Below are 17,686 nucleotides of genomic sequence, written 5' to 3'. Positions count from 1 at the left end.
TCCGGTTTCAGGCTCTCATTATTGCTTTATACGCAAAAATGATTTGTTTACAGCCGCATTGTTCTGCATCAGCCGCAAAAATAAGGTCGCCTCACCCATAACGAGTGAGGCTTCTCATGAAAGCGATGATTTTGAACGGTCTGGGCACAAGCGATGTGTTTGAGCTGGCTGAACTGGAAAAACCAAGGGCCACTGCCGGACATGTTGTTGTGAAGGTTTGCGCAACGAGCGTGAACCCGCTGGACACAATGCTGCGGTCCACTGAAACGCCGTGGTCGGCAAATCTTCCTCAGGTTCTGCATGGCGATGTAGCTGGCATTGTTGAGGAAGTTGGCGAAGGTGTTACACGCTTCAACGTTGGTGACCGTGTGTATGGCTGCGCGGGTGGCGTGGCTGGCATCAATGGCGCTTTGAGTGAGTACATGCTGGTTGATGCGGACCTGATGGCTCACAAGCCAAAGTCTCTGACAATGAGACAGGCAGCAGCGCTTCCGCTGGTTTCCATCACAGCCTGGGAAGCACTGGTGCAAAAACTGAAGGTATCCACCGATGACAAGGTGCTGGTGCATGGCGCAACAGGTGGTGTTGGTCATATCGCCGTTCAGCTGGCAAAAGCGCTGGGAGCGGACGTGACGACAACATCACTTGCCAAGAACCTTGCAGCCGCTGAAAAGCTAGGCGCGGATCATGTGGTGAATGCGGAAGCAACATCAGTTGCAGAATACGTCGCTCAGCGCACCGGCGGCGCAGGGTTTGATGCGGTGTTTGATACCATCGCTGGTGAGCACATTCAAAAGAGCTTTGAAGCAGCGCGCATAAACGGCGCGGTTGCTACAATCCTGCCGATTGCTGATGTGTTGCAGGTGGCACTGAAGGGCCTGAGCTTCCACAGTGTGCTGATGCTGATCCCAATGGTGACGGGTAAGAACCGCCGCGTGCATGGTGAGATTTTGGAGCAGATTGCCAAGCTGGTGGATGAGGGCAAAATCACTCCGCTGCTGGATGAGACGGAGTTCAGCGTGCTAGATGTTGCCAAAGCCCATGACAGGCTGCAATCCGGTGAAGCTCTTGGCAAAGTCGTCATGAGTGGCTTCCACGCTGAAGCCTGACGTATAAGCGTCACCACCAGTGCGCATCAGATGCACTGGTGGTTTTGTTGTCTGCCTCTAATCCAGCAGAACGTTCCGGCGGGCTTCGCTGGTGCGTTTGGTGGAGAGGAGAAGGTTGGTTTCACTGGCGGAGATGCCGTCAATCAGGCGGATGCGGCGCAGCACATCGTCAAAGTGCACCAGCGTGTCCGTGCCCAGCTCCAGGATCAGATCCCACTTGCCGTTTGTGGTGTGCAGTGCGGAGACCTCAGTCATCTTGTTAAGCTGGTTGACGATGCGCTGGGTGCCTTTGCCCTCGATCTTGATCATCATTATACCACGAACAGGTTGTTCAAAGACATCGCCTCGCAGCACCACTGTGTAGCCGAGGATATCACCAGCTGATTTCAAACGCTCCATGCGCGCGCGCACCGTTGAGCGAGATATCTTCAGCTCAAGGGCTAGATCAGAAACACTCGCCCGCGCATTCCTACGTAGTATCGCGATGATTTTTTGATCTATATCATCCAAAGTGCGTAACCTTACTTACCATTCTGGCCAATGCGACCACCATTTTGATCACAATGCCAGCTTTTTACCGCCACTTCCACAAGGATAATACCCCATATTGGAATTAAACGGGAAGTGGGAATGAAGAATACCGTTGTGCTCGTAGGTGCACCTGTACAGACAGGAACCAACATTCAGGGCTGCGTGATGGGCCCGGATGCTCTGCGAACTGCCGGACTGCAAGGCTCCCTTGAGGCACTGGGCTACTCCGTTATAGACCGGGGCAACATTTTACCAGAGGCAAGTCCTGATCGGGTTCATTCCAACAGCGCTATCCACCATTTGAGTGAGACAATCAGCTGGACAACCAAACTGCATGATGTGGCTCTGCATGAAATGCGTGAAGGGCATCTGCCGGTTTTCCTTGGCGGTGATCACTCCATGGCGGCAGGCACCGTCAGCGGCATTGCTCATGCAGCAGCAGAAGCTGACAAAGAGCAGTTTGTGCTCTGGCTGGATGCGCACCCGGATCTCCATAATCTGAGCACCACCAGTAGCGGTAATCTGCATGGCACGCCCGTGCTTATTTCTGCGGTCTTCCCGGTTTTGAGGGGTATTATCCGGAACTGAAGACAGCGATTAAGCCAGAAAATATCTGCATGATGGGTTTGCGGTCCGTCGACAATGCAGAGCGGGCTGCCTTGCAGAAAACCGGTATTGAGACCTACGATATGCGCCGGATCGATGAGAACGGTGTGGTCAAGCCAATCAACGAATTCCTGGAGCGTGTGAAGGCAGCCAATGGCCGTCTGCATGTGAGCTTTGACGTGGATTTCCTTGATCCGGATATCGCCCCTGCGGTGGGGACGACAGTTCCGGGTGGCGCGACCTTCCGTGAAGCGCATCTGATCATGGAGATGCTCTGTGACAGCCAGTTGGTGACTTCCGTTGATCTGGTGGAACTGAACCCGTTCCTGGATGTCCGCGGACGCACGGCAACCCTGATGACAGATCTGGTGTGCAGCTTGTTTGGCAAGCAGGTGCTGGACCACCCAAACCGCGCCTGATCTCAGTCACATAATAAAAGATAGGTATCCCCATATGGTCCAGTTCGTAAGCGTTTCTAAAATTTTGGATTTGGTCAACAAACACGGTGTCGAAAATGTCCTGAAGGGCATGACCGAGTATGTGGAGCAGGATTATCGTCGCTGGCCGCTGTTTGACAAAACACCTCGTGTTGCAAGCCACTCCAAAGTTGGCGTGATCGAGCTGATGCCGACCAGCGATGGGGAGCTTTATAGCTTCAAATATGTGAACGGCCATCCCAAAAACACCAAGGAAGGCAAGCAGACCGTTACAGCCTTTGGCATGCTGGCAGATGTGGATACTGGCTATCCGTTCTTCCTTTCCGAGATGACGGTTCTGACGGCGCTGCGTACGGCTGCAACGTCAGTGATGGCGGCGAAGCATCTGGCGCGTCCGGATTCCAAAACCATGGCAATTATCGGCAATGGTGCTCAGTCCGAGTTTCAGGCACTGGCATTCAAAGCGGTGATGGGCATTACCAATCTGCGCCTTTACGATACGGATGCGGAAGCGACAGAAAAGTGTGCGGCGAACCTTGATGGCAAGGGTTTCACCATCACCATCTGCCGCAGCTCTGAAGAAGCGATCACCGGTGCGGACATCATCACCACCGTGACTGCGGACAAGCAGAAAGCCACGATCCTGACCGACAACATGGTCGGCTCCGGTGTGCACATCAACGCGATTGGTGGTGATTGTCCTGGCAAGACCGAGCTGCATAAGGACATTCTGCTGCGTTCCAAGATCTTCGTGGAGTTCCCGGAACAGACCCGCATTGAAGGCGAGATCCAGCAGCTGGACGACGACTATCCGGTTGTTGAGCTTTGGGAAGTGATCACCGGCGGCGCGGAAGGCCGTACGAGCGAACGTGATATCACGCTGTTCGACTCCGTTGCTTTGCCATCGAGGACTTTTCCGGCCTGCGCTACATCTACGATCTGGTGAAGCAGGACGAAACAACCCAGGACCTTGAGATGATCGCTGAACCCGCTGATCCACGTAATCTCTTTGGTCTTCTGGAAGTAAAACAAGCTGCCGAGTAAGAGCAGCGGTCATCGTTAAACTTTCCCTTGCCCGGGGTTTGTAAGCGCCTGCCCACCTAGCAGGCGCTTCTTTTTTGCTTTGTTGGCTTAGGGGCTGAGCAGAGGCCGACGGTTAAGGTTCGGCGTGGCTCCTGATCAATTACAGGAGCGTTTCGATGTGAACTCTCTGTGCTTCTTCCCAGATTGCATCAATGAAGATACTGATGGTCTCGCGCAGTTCAACGCTGTTGCTTGGATCGACCTGTTCAGCAAGAAGCTCATCAAACAATCCTGCTTCTACAATTCGGCCTTCCACGGTCTCTGCAATCTCAGGGGTGTACTTTTCTGAGATAAACTGCGTGATCACATCAAGGGTGTCTACGGCAGCCTGTCTGATCTCATTGTCAGGGACAGAGAAGTTTCCTGTCAGCAAGTTTTCCGGAAGCACAGAGGCTATATCATGGTTTTCTGGTATTGCTGCTTTTGCGTCGACTTTTGCAACAAACGCGGCCGTATCTTCATCCAGCCCAGTGCCGTTAGAACTGGACGCTGCATATTTTGCAGCTGACACTTCGTGCTCGGAAATTAACGCGGCGAGTGGGTCACTGTTCAACTTTTCATCTGCGTAGTGAACACCGGTTATGATCTGCCTTGATGTCAGGCTATGGTTTTGGCCAGCAGTGAAACCACAGGCGTTGCAGGCCTTTTCGTAGGCTTGTGTTCCGAGGGTAGCACCATATTTGTCCTGAAGGGCAGTCCGGAACGCTCCCTGATCTGCTGCTTTTTGAGAATCCAGGTTGCCCTGCAGCGCAAGCCAGGACACAAACCGCCCCTTAACTGACGTGCTTGCCAGACGGGGGTATATGTCTCCACCTTCGACTGTCAGCTTTTGAGAGGAGGCTGTATTGGTCGCGATAGTCTGGAAGTTACTCAAGCTTACTGAAGTCATAGTGCTCATCCCATTCTGCTGGTCTCTGTTTGCAATGAGATCAGGCTAACGTTAAGTCAGAAGAGCTCCTGTCCTGTTCATCACAGCGGCCCTGACACCTCAATCACAACTCTGTCAGGGAGGCAAAAACAGCGCGCAAAACGTGGATATGATGTGAGCATCTGCCTTAAATGCAACCTTGCCGCTGTAGTCACTCTGAACTACACCTAACTCTTTCTGTGTGACCTCACATTTTCGAAAAGGCTGTGCTGCTGTGATTACCTGTTATGTGCATTATGAGTTGGAGCCGGGGAAGGTTGCTGAGTTTGAGCATTATGCCAAGCTCTGGATTCCGCTGGTGGAGAAGTTTGGCGGGCAGCATCATGGATATTTTCTGCCTCATGAAAGCGCGAATGATTTGGCGCTGGCTTTATTCTCGTTTCCATCCCTTGCAGCCTATGAGCAGTATCGCAAAGATAGTATGAAGGACGAAGACTGTCAGAAAGCGTTTGCCTACGCTGAAGAGACACAGTGCATTCGCCGCTATGACAGACAGTTTTTGCGACCGGTGCTGAAGTAACTCAGCGAGTGGAGCCAGGAGCAAAGCCTATTTGGTAAACTTCATCGAGTACTCGACGACCTTATCGCCAGCGATGAGTAACTGGAGTTTTTTGGCGTCTCGTTTGACCTCTATAGGGCATTTCTTTGAGGCTTCCGCTTTGATTTCCGTGAGCTTTTTGTCGAGGGCGGCGAGTTCGCGTTCGGCTTTTCGGAAATCATCCCGCTTTTTGCTCGCTTTTTTCCAATGAGGGGCCAGCTTTAGCAGGTTTTGTTCAGCGGCTTCATAGTCCGGATCGTTATTGAGCTTTTGAACATCGCCCTTGTTTCTCTTGCGCGCTTCATTCATCTGGGCGACCAGCTTGTTGTAGAGCTTGTCGAGATCATCAAAGCCGCTGCTTTCGCGTTCCAGTGAGTTTTTGAGGCGCGTGAGCTTTCCATGTGCTTCCGAAACCTTGGAGACCTTTGGTGAATCTTCGACAGCTGCTTCGTACTTTTTGTCGAGGAAGGTCTTACCGCCCAGCTCTTTGTCGAAGTTGGTTATGTCCACCCGGCTAATACTGTGTTTGTGGTCCATCTTCTGCTTCAGATCAGAGAAACCACTGCGAAATTCAGCAAGGTTCTTGAAGGTTTTCAGGGTTTTTCCGGCCATTTCTGTCACCTGTTTTTTGCTCATGAAAACGCTAATGCAAAACAAGCAGGCCCAAAAGAAAGAGGTCTTCCGTTAGTTAAGCAAAACAGAACCGAAGATGACAAAAGCAAGCGGTGCGATGCGCGCGTTTACTCCTGTCGCGGCATCAAGACCTTCGAAGATCTTCAGCCACGCACACTCATTCCTTTGAGAATTTAAAGTGGGAGGGTTGAGTAAAATACTATTTCCTCAAAACCTGAAATATCCTAGTAGTTTTGCAGGGCATTACAGCAAGGGCCTGCCCCTTTTGATTTTCCCATCCCCATTCCTTAGAGCGCTTTGAGCAATACAAAGCGCATGCGCAGATTTGGTTTGTCAAAATGAATAGCTACATCGCTGCCTGTCAGAAGATCGCGAAAGACTCCGTTGGCTTGTTCTGGATTATGGTCAAGACCATGGTTCCGGTGATGATCTTCGTGCGCATTGGCATGGAGTTCGGGCTGGTTGATTATCTGGGTGTGGCACTGGAACCCCTGATGGGCCTGATGGGATTGCCAGCTGCAACCGGTCTTGTACTGGCCGTTGGTTTGTTGGTGGGCACCTACTCCGCTGTGGCCGTGATGATCAGCATTTTGCCGCTGGTAGCGCTGAGCGTGGCTGATGTGACGGTGCTGCTTTCTGTTGTTTTGATCGCCCATGCCCTGCCGCTGGAACAGAGCATTTCCCGCCGTGCTGGGATCAGCTTCATTTTTTCCTCCGGTCTGCGGTTTGTGGTGGGCATAGCCTACGGCATGGTGCTGAATCTGTTTTATTCTGCAGGCGGTTGGCTCCAGCAGCCGATTGAGCTTTCATGGCTGCCTTACACACCAACTATTGAAGAGACCTGGTTGGAGTGGAGTTACTCCAGTGCCTCCCTGCTCTTCAGCATGTTCTGGATCATTCTGGGGCTGATCATCTTCCTGAAACTGCTGGAACTGTTGAAGGTGACGGATCTGCTTGGCTGGCTGCTTTCACCTTTGCTGCGCATCATGGGCATCAGCAAAGCAGCAACGCCAATCACCATGGTGGGTGTTTTGCTTGGGCTTTCTTATGGTGGTGGCCTCATCATCAAAGAAGCGCAGGAAGGTAAGCTATCTTCACGCGATGTGGTACTGTCCCTTTCCTTCATGGGCATCTGTCACGGCTTGATTGAAGATCCGCTAGTGATGATGGCGTTTGGTGCGCACTGGTCCGGCGCGCTGGTTGGGCGGTTTGTGTTCTGCGTTGCGGCGATGGCGCTGATTGGTCGTCTGATCCAGATGATGCCAGAGGATGCGTTCAACCGGTTCCTCTATCGCCCTGCCAAAACAGCCAAGGCGGTTGGCTGATCTTCACCCTTCTTCGTGTTCCTGAGGTGTAGTTACGTTTCAGGAACACGGCTCGCTTAAGATGTTCCGCAGTGAGCCGGGCTGGCATGGTCTGGCCTGAATGCGGAACATGTGCATGAGCGAAACCCCTCCTCAAGAAAAGCGCACACCCAATGAGGCCTGGTTTGAAGCCCGGTGGTGGTGGCGGGTGAAGATGTGGCTGCAATGGACCAGCTGGCTGCAGTATCTGCCCAATCTGGTGGTCGTGCTGCTGTTGCTGGTGCTCGCAGGATTTGGCGCACTGATTGGGTGTTGGCCGCTTGTGCTGGTGGATCTGCCGCTTGTTCTTGCAGCGCTGTTGTTTCTCAATCTGATCTTCGATGTGGTGACCGTTCGGTATGGCTATCACACGGAACAGCCGCTGCCGACCAGCCTTGAGCATTTGGATGCGTTTGAGGTGATGCGGGCGCGGGTTTCGTGCCGGTCTTTTCAGAAGCGATTGATGAGTGAAGAGCATCGGCAGATGGTGCTTTCTCTAGCAGAGCAGAACAGCAGGCCGGAGAACTGTTTGAGTCCCTCCCCCATTCGCTTTGAGTATGTCGACAATCCGCTGGTGGTTTGGCCTGCGGTTGGGACGCGGGAGTTTCTTGTGGCCATTGCACCGCGTGAGTATCACGAGATGGCCGTGGTGGATGTGGGGCGCAGTTTGCAGAAGGTGGTGATTGAAGCCACGCGGCAAGGGCTGGCAACATGCTGGATTGGGCCGGGAGCTGACCATAAAAGCATCATCAAGCATCTGGGTGCGCGGTTTGATCCTGAGAAGGACCACATCATCTGCGTTTGTGCATTTGGGTATCGGTCTCGTTACATCCCTCTGGCAATCCGCCTCATCCTGAAAACACAGCGGCACCGGCTGGATGTGCAGGAGCTGTTTTATGCAGACACTGGTTTTGCCAAACCATTGAATACAAACGCGCGGCCTTATCGGGAGTTTGGGCGATGTTATGAGGTGTGTCAGTGGTCGCCATCGTCTTACAACGCACAGCCAACGCGCGCTGTTGTGCTTGCTGAGAGTGCGAAGATCCAGCGGGTGGATTTTTGTGCGGCGACGCATTCACGGTACTACGCCATGGTGGCGCTGGGGATCTGGCTGGCAAACTGGGAATGCGGGTGTGAGGCGCTTGGCAAGGTGGGGCGGTTTGAGCAACTTGCCCCAGAGATGCGCGGCAAAGAGCCGTTTCCAGATTTGCCGCGCTATATCATCTCATGGGTGCCGGAGGAGGCGTCTTAGACCCAGCGTACTGACTTTTTCGGAGCAGCCTCAGAGGATGGCTCTGATGACTTCAGGATCGGTTTGAGCGGAGCTTCTGGCTCGCTATGCACGAGCTCCAGAGCAGCGGCATCGCTGTCAACCTTGTCCAGACGGGCCTGCTCAAACAGTGCTTCCTTGATAATGTCGTCAAAGCTCTCCACGGTGACTGAATTGAGGAACGCCTGATCCTCCCGGTTGTCAACCAGACGCTGGATGGCATGGTCACGGATTTGGGGGATGTTGGCAGTGAAGAACGGCGCGGTTGCATCGCTTGCCCAGCTGATGCCCGTTAGGCCGTGCTGTTCAGCCAGTGCAGGGAAGTTCTGCCAGTTCAGCTGTCGTGACAGATCATGGATAGCGACTTCTGCATTTTCCGGCAGGGAGCGCAGGAAGTTTTGCTCGGCGTAGTTCCAGACCTGTTTTTCGAACCGCTCAACCGCGACCTTCATTGGGTGAGGCACCTCTGAGATTTTTAGAGCCTCTCCCTTCTCCACGGGGCGTTGGTCTCGCAGCACATCGCGGTAGATGCCTTGCAGGAGTTCTTTGCTCCATGCCTTGGAGGTGGCTTCCTCTGCGATGAGCGGATCGTATTTCTTTGCAATCTCCGTGCTCAGGCGCGCCATCAGCTCCCGTTCCACATGGAAGGGATTTCGCTCTGTGTACTTGCTATCGGCGCGGGCGGCGAGGAGTTCGGTGTTGCTCTCCGGGGTCTCGATGATCTCGCTTTGGACAGACGGGATGGTCTGATGCTCTTTGTTTTGTACCAGTCCGTTGATCGGGTTGCGCCTTACATCTTCGGAGAGCGCTTTGGTGCGCACTGCAGAGCTTTCATCGCTCAGCACCCGGCGCTCTGCGACGGTGACGCCTTCCAGCACCTGTTTGGCCGTCAGGCTGTGGCTGTTGCCGTCATTTTGGCCGCACGCTCTGCAAGCTGCTTCATAGGCTTTCTCGCCCAACGTTTTGCCGTAGTGTTGGTGAGTGCCAGACGGAAGGCGCCCTGATCTTCCTGCTTCTGGGCTTCTCCGGCAGCTTGCTGTTTGACCCAGGTGACGAGCCTGCCAGCGATCGCGGTACTGGAATGGGCTTTCACCTGCCCTTCAGCAATCGTGAGCTTGCCATCCTGCGGAATGCTGTGTGCGGCGGAGACGAAACTGTTCAAACCAATCGCTGTCATTGTCCAACTCCCATAGTGTCAGCGGCCCGGGCAACCTGCCCTCCCACCTTTCAGAGTAGGCAATGGTTTTGCTGGTGACTGTTCTGACCGTCACAGGAAAAGACTGGATTTCATAAGTGCAAATACGCAGTTAGCGTTATTTGTCGTGCTCCTTCAAGAAGGCATCTATGATCTCGTGCAGGCGTTTGCCATCGAAGCTGGGGAAGTGGCCGCCGTGGATGGTGCGGACTGGGAGGTCAGCCAAGCGCTTCATACTGGCGATGTAGTCTGCCATGTTCGAGTGGTAGCAGTCTGTCACCAGCGGCCCGTCGTAAACGATGTCTCCGGCGATCAGGGTCTCGGTTGCCTTCTCCCACAAAGCGATGCCGCCCGGTGAGTGGCCGGGCGTATGGATGACCTCGAAGTGGCGATCACCGGTGGAGAGCACTTCACCATCTTCCAGCAGGTGGCTGGCTGGTGCCGGTTCGACAGCGTATGCGGAAGACTTGTAGGGTTCTGGCGGGAGGGCATCGAAGATATCGTCCGCAACACACCCTTCAACCAGCGTGTTCTGGCGGGTTGGATGGGCGAGCAGATCGGCCTCTGCTTTATGGACCAGACGGTTCGGGAACTCGTGTTGGCAGCCGATATGGTCAAAGTGGGTATGGCTGGCGACGGCCATCACGGATTTCTCTGAGGTCAGTGCCACATGCTCCCGCAGGCTGACCACGCCCATGCCACTGTCCACCAGCAGGTCCTTATGGCGACCGCGCACATGCCAGATGTTGCAGCGGTAGAACTGCTTGATGTAGGGCTCATCAATCAGCGTAATATCATCTGCCAGTTTCGTGGTGCGATACCACTTCTCCGCCGGAATGCGTTCCACCGCTCATCCTCCTGCTTGATCAGAGAAGCTCATCATAACCAGCTGTGGCGCAGAGGGGGATAACTTTATTTACTGGGAGTTATTTCAAGATTTTTGGCGGAGCTTTGTACCGTCTCCAACCTAGCAATGATGCACCTAATAGCGTTGCGATAACTCCAGAAACTACAAGAATCTGTCCCATGATCCGGACATGCTCAATCATTTTTAAACTAATAATTTCACCAGTCGCATAGTCATAAAATCCGGGAACGACATCACCAACCTCGTGAGGTTTCGGCGAAATCCAAGTATTCCCTCTATAGACTGCAAGCTGCCTATCAAACTCTTTATATGCGAAAACAGGTCGATATACTCGCCCACTTTCACCAAGCTTCGTATCAACCTCAATGACAGTAACCTCTACCTCAACTGCATCCCAGGTAGCACTTCGTGATGAGTACTCCATTATCAATCCCAAACTGCCGAAAAGAACGCCAAGTATCACAAACGTTCTGGGAAGATCATGTATGACTTTGAGAAAGAAATTAGGAATATTTGTCGGTTGATTGATCATGCCATCTTCTACTTTTGCGATTAGCAAATTTATCTAATCAATCTTCGCATGCAAAGCAAATTCCAGCTCAACCAGAAAAGCATGAAAAATAGTACCGACCTAACTTGGTAGCAAGCCAACCAAGATCCTCTCCGCCCCGCAGAGTGCTGCGGGACGGAGGAACGCAGGAAAAACGTAAAGAACGCAAATGAACGCACATTATAACGCAAGAGTGGTTTGGCGGGTGTTGTCCCCGTTTTGGGCGTTGTCATTTGGAGAGTAATCCGCGGCATTCACAGTTTTGGGGCGGCCTTCCAGAGAGAGGTTTGTGATGCGCGGGGCGGTTTCGGCGATGACTTTACCGCAGCGGACGACAGCGAGGCGGGTGGCCTTCATACGGATGGCTTCGATTGCGTCTTCTGCCTGCAGCAGCACGAAGTCAGCGTTGCCGCCAACTTTGACGCCGTAGCCTTCCAGCCCCATGATCTTTGCGGAGTTGGTGGTGACAGCCTCATAGCAGTAGCGGATATCATCACGGCTGGAGAGCTGGCCGACATGGAGGCCCATGCCTGCCACTTCCAGCATGTCTGCGTTGCCCAGCGAGTACCATGGGTCCATCACGCAATCATGACCGAAGCCGACGGTGATGCCATACTCCCGCATCTCGCGCACACGGGTCTGGCCACGGCGTTTTGGATAGGTGTCGTGGCGGCCCTGAAGCATGATGTTGATCAGTGGGTTGGCGATAGCGCAGACATCAGCTTCTGCCATCAGAGGCAGCAGCTTGGAGACGTAGTAATTGTCCATGGAGTGCATGGAGGTGAGGTGTGATCCGGTTACCCTGCCCTGTAACCCTAAGCGCTGGGTCTCGTAAGCCAGCGTTTCGATGTGGCGGGAGAGCGGGTCGTCGGATTCATCACAGTGCATGTCTACCCGCAGGCCGCGCTTTGCAGCGATCTCCATGAGGGCCTTCACCGAGCGGGTGCCGTCTTCCATGGTGCGTTCAAAGTGTGGGATGCCGCCGACCACATCCACGCCCATATCCAAAGCGCGGAGCAGGTTGTTTTCTGCTGTGGGAGAGCGGTAGAAGCCATCTTGCGGGAAGGCGACCAGCTGCAAATCGATATAGGGCGCAATGCGTTGCTTCACATCCAGCAGGGCTTCCACACCGAGCAGACGATCATCACAGACGTCCACGTGGGTTCTGATGGCCAGCAGGCCCTGAGAGACCGCCAGATCGCAATAACGCAAAGCCCGCTCGACAACCGCATCAATGGTGAGAAGCGGCTTCAGCTCTCCCCAGAGGCTGATGCCTTCCAGCAGGGTGCCGCTTTCGTTCATTCTTGGCAGGCCAAGGGAAAGGGTGGCGTCCATATGGAAGTGAGGATCAACAAACGGGGCTGAGACCAGCTGGCCCTGAGCGTCGATGACACGCTCTGCTTCTGCAGTGATGCCTTTTTCAATCGCGGTGATTTTGCCGGCTTTGACCGCGATATCGACACTTGTTTCACCAGTGGTCAGAACTGCGTTTTTGACAAGGAGGTCCAGAGACATGAAGATTGCCTTTCTTGTTTTCCAGCTTAACGCTGACCACGGAAATACGGTTGCAGGAGTGCGCGTGGGTAATCTGCTTTGCGGGCCACGAGCACCAGCGCCACGATGGAAAGCAGATACGGGATCATCAGGAAGACCTGAGAGGGGATCACCGCACCAACCTCATTTTGCAAGCGGATCTGGAAGGCATCAAAAGCGCCAAACAGCAGTGCCCCCAGCAGCGCCTTGCCGGGCCTCCAACTCGCAAACACCACCAGCGCGATACAGATCCAGCCGCGTCCGTTGATCATGCCGAAGAAGAAGGCATCGAAGGCGGACATGGTAAGGAAAGCGCCGCCCAGTGCCATAAGCGCGGACCCGGCCATGATTGCGCCGATACGCAGTGCGAAGACGGAGAGGCCCTGCGCTTCAACGGCGGATGGATTGTCCCCCACAGCCCGGATCGCGAGGCCAAGAGGCGTGCGATAGAGCACGTAGCTGACGAGCAGGACCATGGCGAGCGCCAGGAAGGTCATGGAAGTTTGCTGGAACAGAGCCGGGCCGATGAATGGCAGGTCAGACAGCACCGGAATATCAAGCGGTTGGAACGCTTCAATTCGCGGTGGGCTGGAGACTTTTGGCAGCGCTGTACGATAGGTGAAGTAGCTGACCGACGTGGCGAACATGGTTATGCCGAGGCCGGAGACGTGCTGTGACAAGCCCAATGGCACGGTGAGGATGCCGTGGAGCAGACCAAAGAACGCGCCTGCCAGTGCCGCGATGAGAACACCGCCCCAAAGGCCAGCACCGAGCCAAACGGCCATCCAGCCGCACATGGCCCCAACCACGAAGATGCCCTCAATACCGAGATTCAATACCCCTGCCCGCTCGCAGACCAGCGCGCCGAGCACACCGAAGATGAGCGGCGTGGCGATGCGGATGGCAGCAGCCCAGAAGTTGGCGGAGAGAAGAATATCAATATATTCCATAGCTTATGCCTCCCCTTTGGCTGCAAGTGGTGTCTTCTTCGGCTTCACAAAGCGGATTTTGAAGCGCACGAAAAGGCTGGAGATCAACACACAAATCAGGGACATGGCGACCACGAGATCAGCAATGTAGCTGGAAACACCCATGGCACGGCTCATGCTGTCTGCCCCGACAAAGACAGCAGCGATGAACACAGCAGCAATGACCACACCAACAGGTGACAGGCCTGCCAGCATGGCGACCACGACACCAGTGTAGCCAAAGCCCGGAGAGATATCGGAAGTCAGATAGCCTTTGAGGCCAGCGACTTCACTGACACCAGCAAGACCTGCAAGTGCACCGGAGATCAAACCCACCTTGATAAAGGTGGAGGTGACTGGAATGCCTGCGTGTTTGGCTGCGGAGACGTTTTCACCCGTTGCGCGGATTTCAAAACCCCAGACACTGCGTTTCATCATGATGTAGATTACAAGCGTGGAAACCAGAGCAATGACAAGGCCCCAGTGGATGCGCATGCGAGGGAACATCTTGGGCAGCGTGGCGGCACTGGTCATTGGTTCTGACTGCGGCCAACCCATGCCCATTGGGTCTTTCATCGGGCCTTCCAGCATCATCTGCACAAACAGCAGAACCACGAAGTTGAGCAGCAAGGTGGTGACGACTTCATCTGCTCCAAGACGGGTTTTCAGCAGGGTTGGGACAAGCATTAGTGTCCCGCCCGCGATCATACCTGCCAGCATAATCAGCGGGATCATGATGTAGGCAGGAGCTGAGATGGCGCCGGAACCAACTGCAACGGCGGCTAGTGCGCCTACATAGAGCTGACCTTCTGCCCCGATGTTCCAAAGCTTGGCTCTGAAGGCCACGCTGACAGCCAGGCCGGTGAAAATGAGCGGGGTGGCACGGGCCAGAAGCTCAGATAATGCGAACTTGGAGCCGAATGCTCCCTTAAAGATATGCCCATAGGCGGCGAAAACTTCTCCCCCTGCTGCCGCAATGGGGATCGCCGCGAGCGCGAGCGCGGTGATTCCCGCGACAATCGGCAGGGCTAATGCGAAAAGAGAAGAGACATTGCTGCGAGGTTCAAACCGGATCATGCTGCTTGTTCCCCTTTTGTGGAATGTCCTGCCATCATCAGGCCAACCTGTTTCTTATCCAGCTTTTCGGTCTCCACTGGCTCAGAGATATGCCCGCGGTGGATCACGGCGATCCTGTCGGATAACTGGAAGAGTTCGTCCAGATCCTCAGAGATGAGAAGGACGCCAGCGCCTCTGTCCCGCGCCTCCTGAAGGCGGCGGTGCACGTCAGCTGTTGCGCCTACATCCAGCCCTCGGGACGGCTGTGCGGCAAGGACGATGTCGGGCTGCTGGTCCAGTGTTCTGGCAAGGACGGTCTTTTGGATGTTCCCGCCGGAAAGCAGGCGGGAGACAGCAAGCGGGCCGGAGCAGCGGATATCATAGGCTTTGATAGCCTCCTGAGCGCGCTTGCGAATTTCGTTGAAGCGGAGAAGGCCGAAGCGCTGGTAGGCAGGCTTGCGGATTTCTTCCAGCACGAGGTTTTCCTCCACCGACATGGCACCTACGATACCGTCGTGGTGGCGGTCTTCCGGGATGCGGCTACGCCGGATTTGATTGCAGCGGCTGCGCTGGCCTTGAGCGGTTTGCCATTGAGCTGGACATGGCCAGCGGTTGGCGTTTCCAACCCGGAGATGACCTTTGCAAGCGTGCTTTGGCCGTTGCCAGAGACACCTGCCAGGCCGATGATTTCCCCTTTTCGGAGGGCGAGATTGACGTTTTCGATCTGCTCGCGGCCCTCACCGGCGCTGACACCAGCAAAAATCAGCGTTTCGTCTTCCGGATAGCCGGGTTTGCGTTCTGCGGTTTGGACTGAATGCCCGACCATTACCTCAGCTAGTTGATGGCGATCACACTGCGATGTCGGCAGGTCTGCAACAATCTTACCCCCTCTCAACACCGCAACACGATCAGACGCGCCCAGCACCTCTGCCATCTTGTGGGAGATGAAGATAATTGCCATGCCTTTAGCGGCGAGCAGCTTCAGGGTTTTGAAAAGACTATCGGATTCCTGTGGCGTGAGAACCGCAGTGGGTTCGTCTAACACCAGAATGCGGGCATCGCGGTAGAGCGCTTTGAGGATTTCAACGCGCTGTCTTTCCCCAACTGCCAACTTTGAAACGCGCAGATCCAGATCGACTTCGAGGCCGGAACTCTGCATCAGCTCCTGCAGTTTTGCCCGCGCTTTGGAGCGGTTGAAGCGGCGCGCGAACAGGCTCTCCGTGCCCAGAACGATGTTCTCAAGTCCCGTCAGGTTCTCAGCCAGCGTAAAGTGCTGGTGAACCATACCTATCCCCGCTTCAAGGGCTGCCTGAGGGGCGCCGGGCTCCAGATCTACCAGAATACCAGAGGAGTGACGTACCATGACACGTCCTTCATCAGCCACATAATGACCGAACAGGATATTCATGAGCGTGGTTTTGCCCGCTCCATTCTCGCCCAGCAGCGCAACGATTTCCCCTGCATGCAGGTCCAGATTGACGTTGCCGTTGGCAACCAGATCACCAAAGATCTTGGTTATGTTTTGAAGAGATAGAAGCGAATGCTCACTCTTAGTTTCTGGCATGGGATACCCTTGGACTGAAGAGGTTATGCGCGCGGCAGGCGAAGAAGACAGGCCGGGTTATCCCCCCGGCCCGACCTGCGTTAGTTGGAGGACTTTGGCTCTTCGTCGTTGATCTCAACGGTGAAAGACCCATCCAGAATGCTCGCTTCAACTGCTTTGACCTTGCCAAGCAAGTCCGCATCCACCAGCGTTTCATCTACCACCAGCGAACCACCACCATGGCCCATGAAGGAGTACTTGCCGTAGTCTTCAGCCTTGAAGTTATTCGCCTTTACAGCTGCGATCGCTGCATCAACGGTTGGCTCCATATGCCAAATGGCAGAGGCAAGGATGGTGTTTGGATAGTCAGCAGCGGTGTCGATGACATTGCCGATTGCGAAGATGCCTTTTTCCATCGCCGCATCAGACACACCGAAGCGTTCTGCATACAAAACATCAGCGCCAGCATCGATCATCGCATAAGCAGTTTCTTTTGCTTTTGGCGGATCGTACCAGGAGTTGATGAAGTTGACGGTGAAGGTCACGTCTGGATTGGTTGCCTTAGCACCATTCATGAATGCGTGCATGAGGCGGTTGACTTCCGGAATGGCAAAGCCACCGATCATGCCGATTTTGCCAGACTTGGACTTCGCGCCTGCAATCATCCCCGAGAGGTAGGATGGCTCGTGGATGAAGTTGTCAAACACGGCGAAGTTTGGTTCGGCAGCCGGGAAGGAAGAGCCCATGAGGAAGGCTGTTTCAGGGTATTCAGCTGCTACGTTGCGCGCTGCACGTTCTACTGCGAACGCTTCACCAACGATGAGCTGATGACCGGCTTCAGCATACTCACGCATGACGCGCTCATAGTCTGTGTTGGCTGTGTTCTCGGAGTAAACGTAGGTGATGTCACCGCGTTCAGCAGCGGCGTTGAGGGCCTTATGAATACGGCCAACCCATTGCTGTTCAACAGGAACGGTGTAAATCGCTGCGACCTTGAGAGGTTCAGCAGCCAAAACTTTTGCCGGAGAATAAACCGCGATTACGGCCGCAAAAACAGCCACGGCTGCAAGAACATGGCGTCTCACAAAACCGTTCAAATGTGTCGCAAACATGCACACCCCCTGAAATCAATAATTTGTGCAGGGCTGCAGATCAGACTGCAGCCGCAATCTGCCCTATCTCGTAGTGAAAGTGAAAATGTCCTGATCAGGACGAAGGCATTAAAAATGGCTGTATACGAGACAAAGCGGCTAATGACTAGATGCCTCAGAAGTATTTTTTGCATGACGGCACGTAAATTAATGCAGAACACACAGTACTTTTCTTATGGTATTCAGTTATTTATCGACCGTATAAATATTGTTAAACCACTATATAGCTGTGGATTGAGCCAAGTGACGATAAAACACTCGAATCGAAGCAACATCTTGAAATTTTACTTTTCGGTCAAATAATTTCAATCAATATTATTTTGCAATATTTTCCATAGATTGAA

General features: G+C 54.1%; 15 protein-coding genes and 3 pseudogenes. 6 read left to right on the top strand and 12 right to left on the bottom strand.

The features are described 5' to 3' along the window. Nucleotides 1-116: 116 nt before the first annotated feature. Nucleotides 117-1,109 (top strand): zinc-dependent alcohol dehydrogenase family protein, encoded by a 993-nt coding sequence (locus JCM12308_RS04845; protein WP_054783003.1) that lies wholly within the window; start codon nt 117-119, stop codon nt 1,107-1,109. A 57-nt stretch (nt 1,110-1,166) separates the two neighbouring features. Here JCM12308_RS04845 and JCM12308_RS04840 read toward each other — a convergent pair whose 3' ends face one another. Further along, nucleotides 1,167-1,619, bottom strand: coding sequence for an Lrp/AsnC family transcriptional regulator (locus JCM12308_RS04840; protein WP_008548611.1), 453 nt, complete (start codon nt 1,617-1,619; stop codon nt 1,167-1,169). Nucleotides 1,620-1,739: 120 nt separating this feature from the next. Between JCM12308_RS04840 and rocF the strand changes: the two are divergent. Next, nucleotides 1,740-2,665: pseudogene (gene rocF, locus JCM12308_RS04835) on the top strand (arginase). A 34-nt stretch (nt 2,666-2,699) separates the two neighbouring features. Further along, nucleotides 2,700-3,727: pseudogene (gene ocd / locus JCM12308_RS04830) on the top strand (ornithine cyclodeaminase). Nucleotides 3,728-3,866: 139 nt separating this feature from the next. Here the strand turns inward: ocd and JCM12308_RS04825 are convergent. Then, on the bottom strand, nt 3,867-4,655 hold the full coding sequence (locus JCM12308_RS04825) for a hypothetical protein (RefSeq protein ID WP_054783083.1): 789 nt from the start codon (nt 4,653-4,655) through the stop codon (nt 3,867-3,869). A gap of 253 nt (nt 4,656-4,908) precedes the next feature. On the opposite strand from JCM12308_RS04825, the gene JCM12308_RS04820 reads away from it, so the two are divergent. Next, nucleotides 4,909-5,214 carry an NIPSNAP family protein gene (locus JCM12308_RS04820; protein ID WP_054783082.1) on the top strand — a complete coding sequence of 102 codons (306 nt, stop codon included), beginning with the start codon at nt 4,909-4,911 and terminating at the stop codon, nt 5,212-5,214. A gap of 27 nt (nt 5,215-5,241) precedes the next feature. Here the strand turns inward: JCM12308_RS04820 and JCM12308_RS04815 are convergent, their stop codons facing one another. Then, the gene (locus JCM12308_RS04815) at nt 5,242-5,844 is read right to left on the bottom strand and encodes a hypothetical protein (RefSeq protein WP_054783081.1); all 603 of its coding nucleotides are present in this window, start codon (nt 5,842-5,844) and stop codon (nt 5,242-5,244) included. 359 nt (nt 5,845-6,203) lie between these two features. On the opposite strand from JCM12308_RS04815, the gene JCM12308_RS04810 reads away from it, so the two are divergent. After that, on the top strand, nt 6,204-7,190 hold the full coding sequence (locus JCM12308_RS04810; protein WP_054783002.1) for a hypothetical protein: 987 nt from the start codon (nt 6,204-6,206) through the stop codon (nt 7,188-7,190). Between the two features lie 115 nt (nt 7,191-7,305). Beyond that, nucleotides 7,306-8,460 (top strand): nitroreductase family protein, encoded by a 1,155-nt coding sequence (locus JCM12308_RS04805; RefSeq protein WP_054783001.1) that lies wholly within the window; start codon nt 7,306-7,308, stop codon nt 8,458-8,460. On the opposite strand, the gene JCM12308_RS04800 is transcribed toward JCM12308_RS04805, so the two are convergent. The 9 genes and pseudogenes from JCM12308_RS04800 to JCM12308_RS04765 form a co-directional block, all read right to left on the bottom strand. Then, nucleotides 8,457-9,437, bottom strand: coding sequence for a hypothetical protein (locus tag JCM12308_RS04800; protein ID WP_208978256.1), 981 nt, complete (start codon nt 9,435-9,437; stop codon nt 8,457-8,459). The two genes, JCM12308_RS04805 and JCM12308_RS04800, sit on opposite strands and share 4 nt — an antisense overlap. After that, on the bottom strand, nt 9,368-9,655 hold the full coding sequence (locus JCM12308_RS29025) for a hypothetical protein (RefSeq protein WP_208978255.1): 288 nt from the start codon (nt 9,653-9,655) through the stop codon (nt 9,368-9,370). The genes JCM12308_RS04800 and JCM12308_RS29025 overlap by 70 nt, the downstream gene beginning before the upstream one ends. A 136-nt stretch (nt 9,656-9,791) precedes the next feature. After that, nucleotides 9,792-10,520: an MBL fold metallo-hydrolase gene (locus JCM12308_RS04795; protein ID WP_054783000.1), complete on the bottom strand. Its 729-nt coding sequence runs from the start codon at nt 10,518-10,520 to the stop codon at nt 9,792-9,794. Nucleotides 10,521-10,599: 79 nt separating this feature from the next. Beyond that, complete coding sequence (locus tag JCM12308_RS04790) at nt 10,600-11,073, bottom strand: DUF3592 domain-containing protein (RefSeq protein ID WP_054782999.1); 474 nt, start codon at nt 11,071-11,073, stop codon at nt 10,600-10,602. A 198-nt stretch (nt 11,074-11,271) separates the two neighbouring features. After that, complete coding sequence (locus JCM12308_RS04785; protein WP_054782998.1) at nt 11,272-12,606, bottom strand: amidohydrolase family protein; 1,335 nt, start codon at nt 12,604-12,606, stop codon at nt 11,272-11,274. Between the two features lie 26 nt (nt 12,607-12,632). Continuing rightward, on the bottom strand, nt 12,633-13,574 hold the full coding sequence (locus JCM12308_RS04780; RefSeq protein WP_014283627.1) for an ABC transporter permease: 942 nt from the start codon (nt 13,572-13,574) through the stop codon (nt 12,633-12,635). A 3-nt stretch (nt 13,575-13,577) separates the two neighbouring features. Next, the gene (locus JCM12308_RS04775; RefSeq protein WP_054782997.1) at nt 13,578-14,669 is read right to left on the bottom strand and encodes an ABC transporter permease; all 1,092 of its coding nucleotides are present in this window, start codon (nt 14,667-14,669) and stop codon (nt 13,578-13,580) included. After that, nucleotides 14,666-16,212, bottom strand: a pseudogene (locus tag JCM12308_RS04770) (ABC transporter ATP-binding protein). The gene JCM12308_RS04775 and the pseudogene JCM12308_RS04770 overlap by 4 nt, the downstream one beginning before the upstream one ends. An 80-nt stretch (nt 16,213-16,292) precedes the next feature. Then, nucleotides 16,293-17,303 (bottom strand): BMP family protein, encoded by a 1,011-nt coding sequence (locus JCM12308_RS04765; protein WP_054782996.1) that lies wholly within the window; start codon nt 17,301-17,303, stop codon nt 16,293-16,295. Nucleotides 17,304-17,686: the final 383 nt, after the last annotated feature.

Origin of the sequence: Pseudovibrio denitrificans JCM 12308, assembly GCF_001310815.1 — a bacterium.
Taxonomy (GTDB): Bacteria; Pseudomonadota; Alphaproteobacteria; order Rhizobiales; family Stappiaceae; genus Pseudovibrio; species Pseudovibrio denitrificans.
This window is presented reverse-complemented; position numbering and strand designations above follow the sequence as displayed.

Excerpts from the sequence above, each read along its gene's own strand:
- JCM12308_RS04785 (WP_054782998.1), bottom strand. The coding sequence starts at position 12,606 with ATGTCTCTGGACCTCCTTGTCAAAAACGCAGTTCTGACCACTGGTGAA.
- JCM12308_RS29025 (WP_208978255.1), bottom strand. The coding sequence starts at position 9,655 with ATGACAGCGATTGGTTTGAACAGTTTCGTCTCCGCCGCACACAGCATT.
- JCM12308_RS04845 (WP_054783003.1), top strand. The coding sequence starts at position 117 with ATGAAAGCGATGATTTTGAACGGTCTGGGCACAAGCGATGTGTTTGAG.
- JCM12308_RS04825 (WP_054783083.1), bottom strand. The coding sequence starts at position 4,655 with ATGACTTCAGTAAGCTTGAGTAACTTCCAGACTATCGCGACCAATACA.
- JCM12308_RS04810 (WP_054783002.1), top strand. The coding sequence starts at position 6,204 with ATGAATAGCTACATCGCTGCCTGTCAGAAGATCGCGAAAGACTCCGTT.
- JCM12308_RS04780 (WP_014283627.1), bottom strand. The coding sequence starts at position 13,574 with ATGGAATATATTGATATTCTTCTCTCCGCCAACTTCTGGGCTGCTGCC.
- JCM12308_RS04815 (WP_054783081.1), bottom strand. The coding sequence starts at position 5,844 with ATGGCCGGAAAAACCCTGAAAACCTTCAAGAACCTTGCTGAATTTCGC.
- JCM12308_RS04790 (WP_054782999.1), bottom strand. The coding sequence starts at position 11,073 with ATGATCAATCAACCGACAAATATTCCTAATTTCTTTCTCAAAGTCATA.
- JCM12308_RS04765 (WP_054782996.1), bottom strand. The coding sequence starts at position 17,303 with ATGTTTGCGACACATTTGAACGGTTTTGTGAGACGCCATGTTCTTGCA.
- JCM12308_RS04775 (WP_054782997.1), bottom strand. The coding sequence starts at position 14,669 with ATGATCCGGTTTGAACCTCGCAGCAATGTCTCTTCTCTTTTCGCATTA.
- JCM12308_RS04805 (WP_054783001.1), top strand. The coding sequence starts at position 7,306 with ATGAGCGAAACCCCTCCTCAAGAAAAGCGCACACCCAATGAGGCCTGG.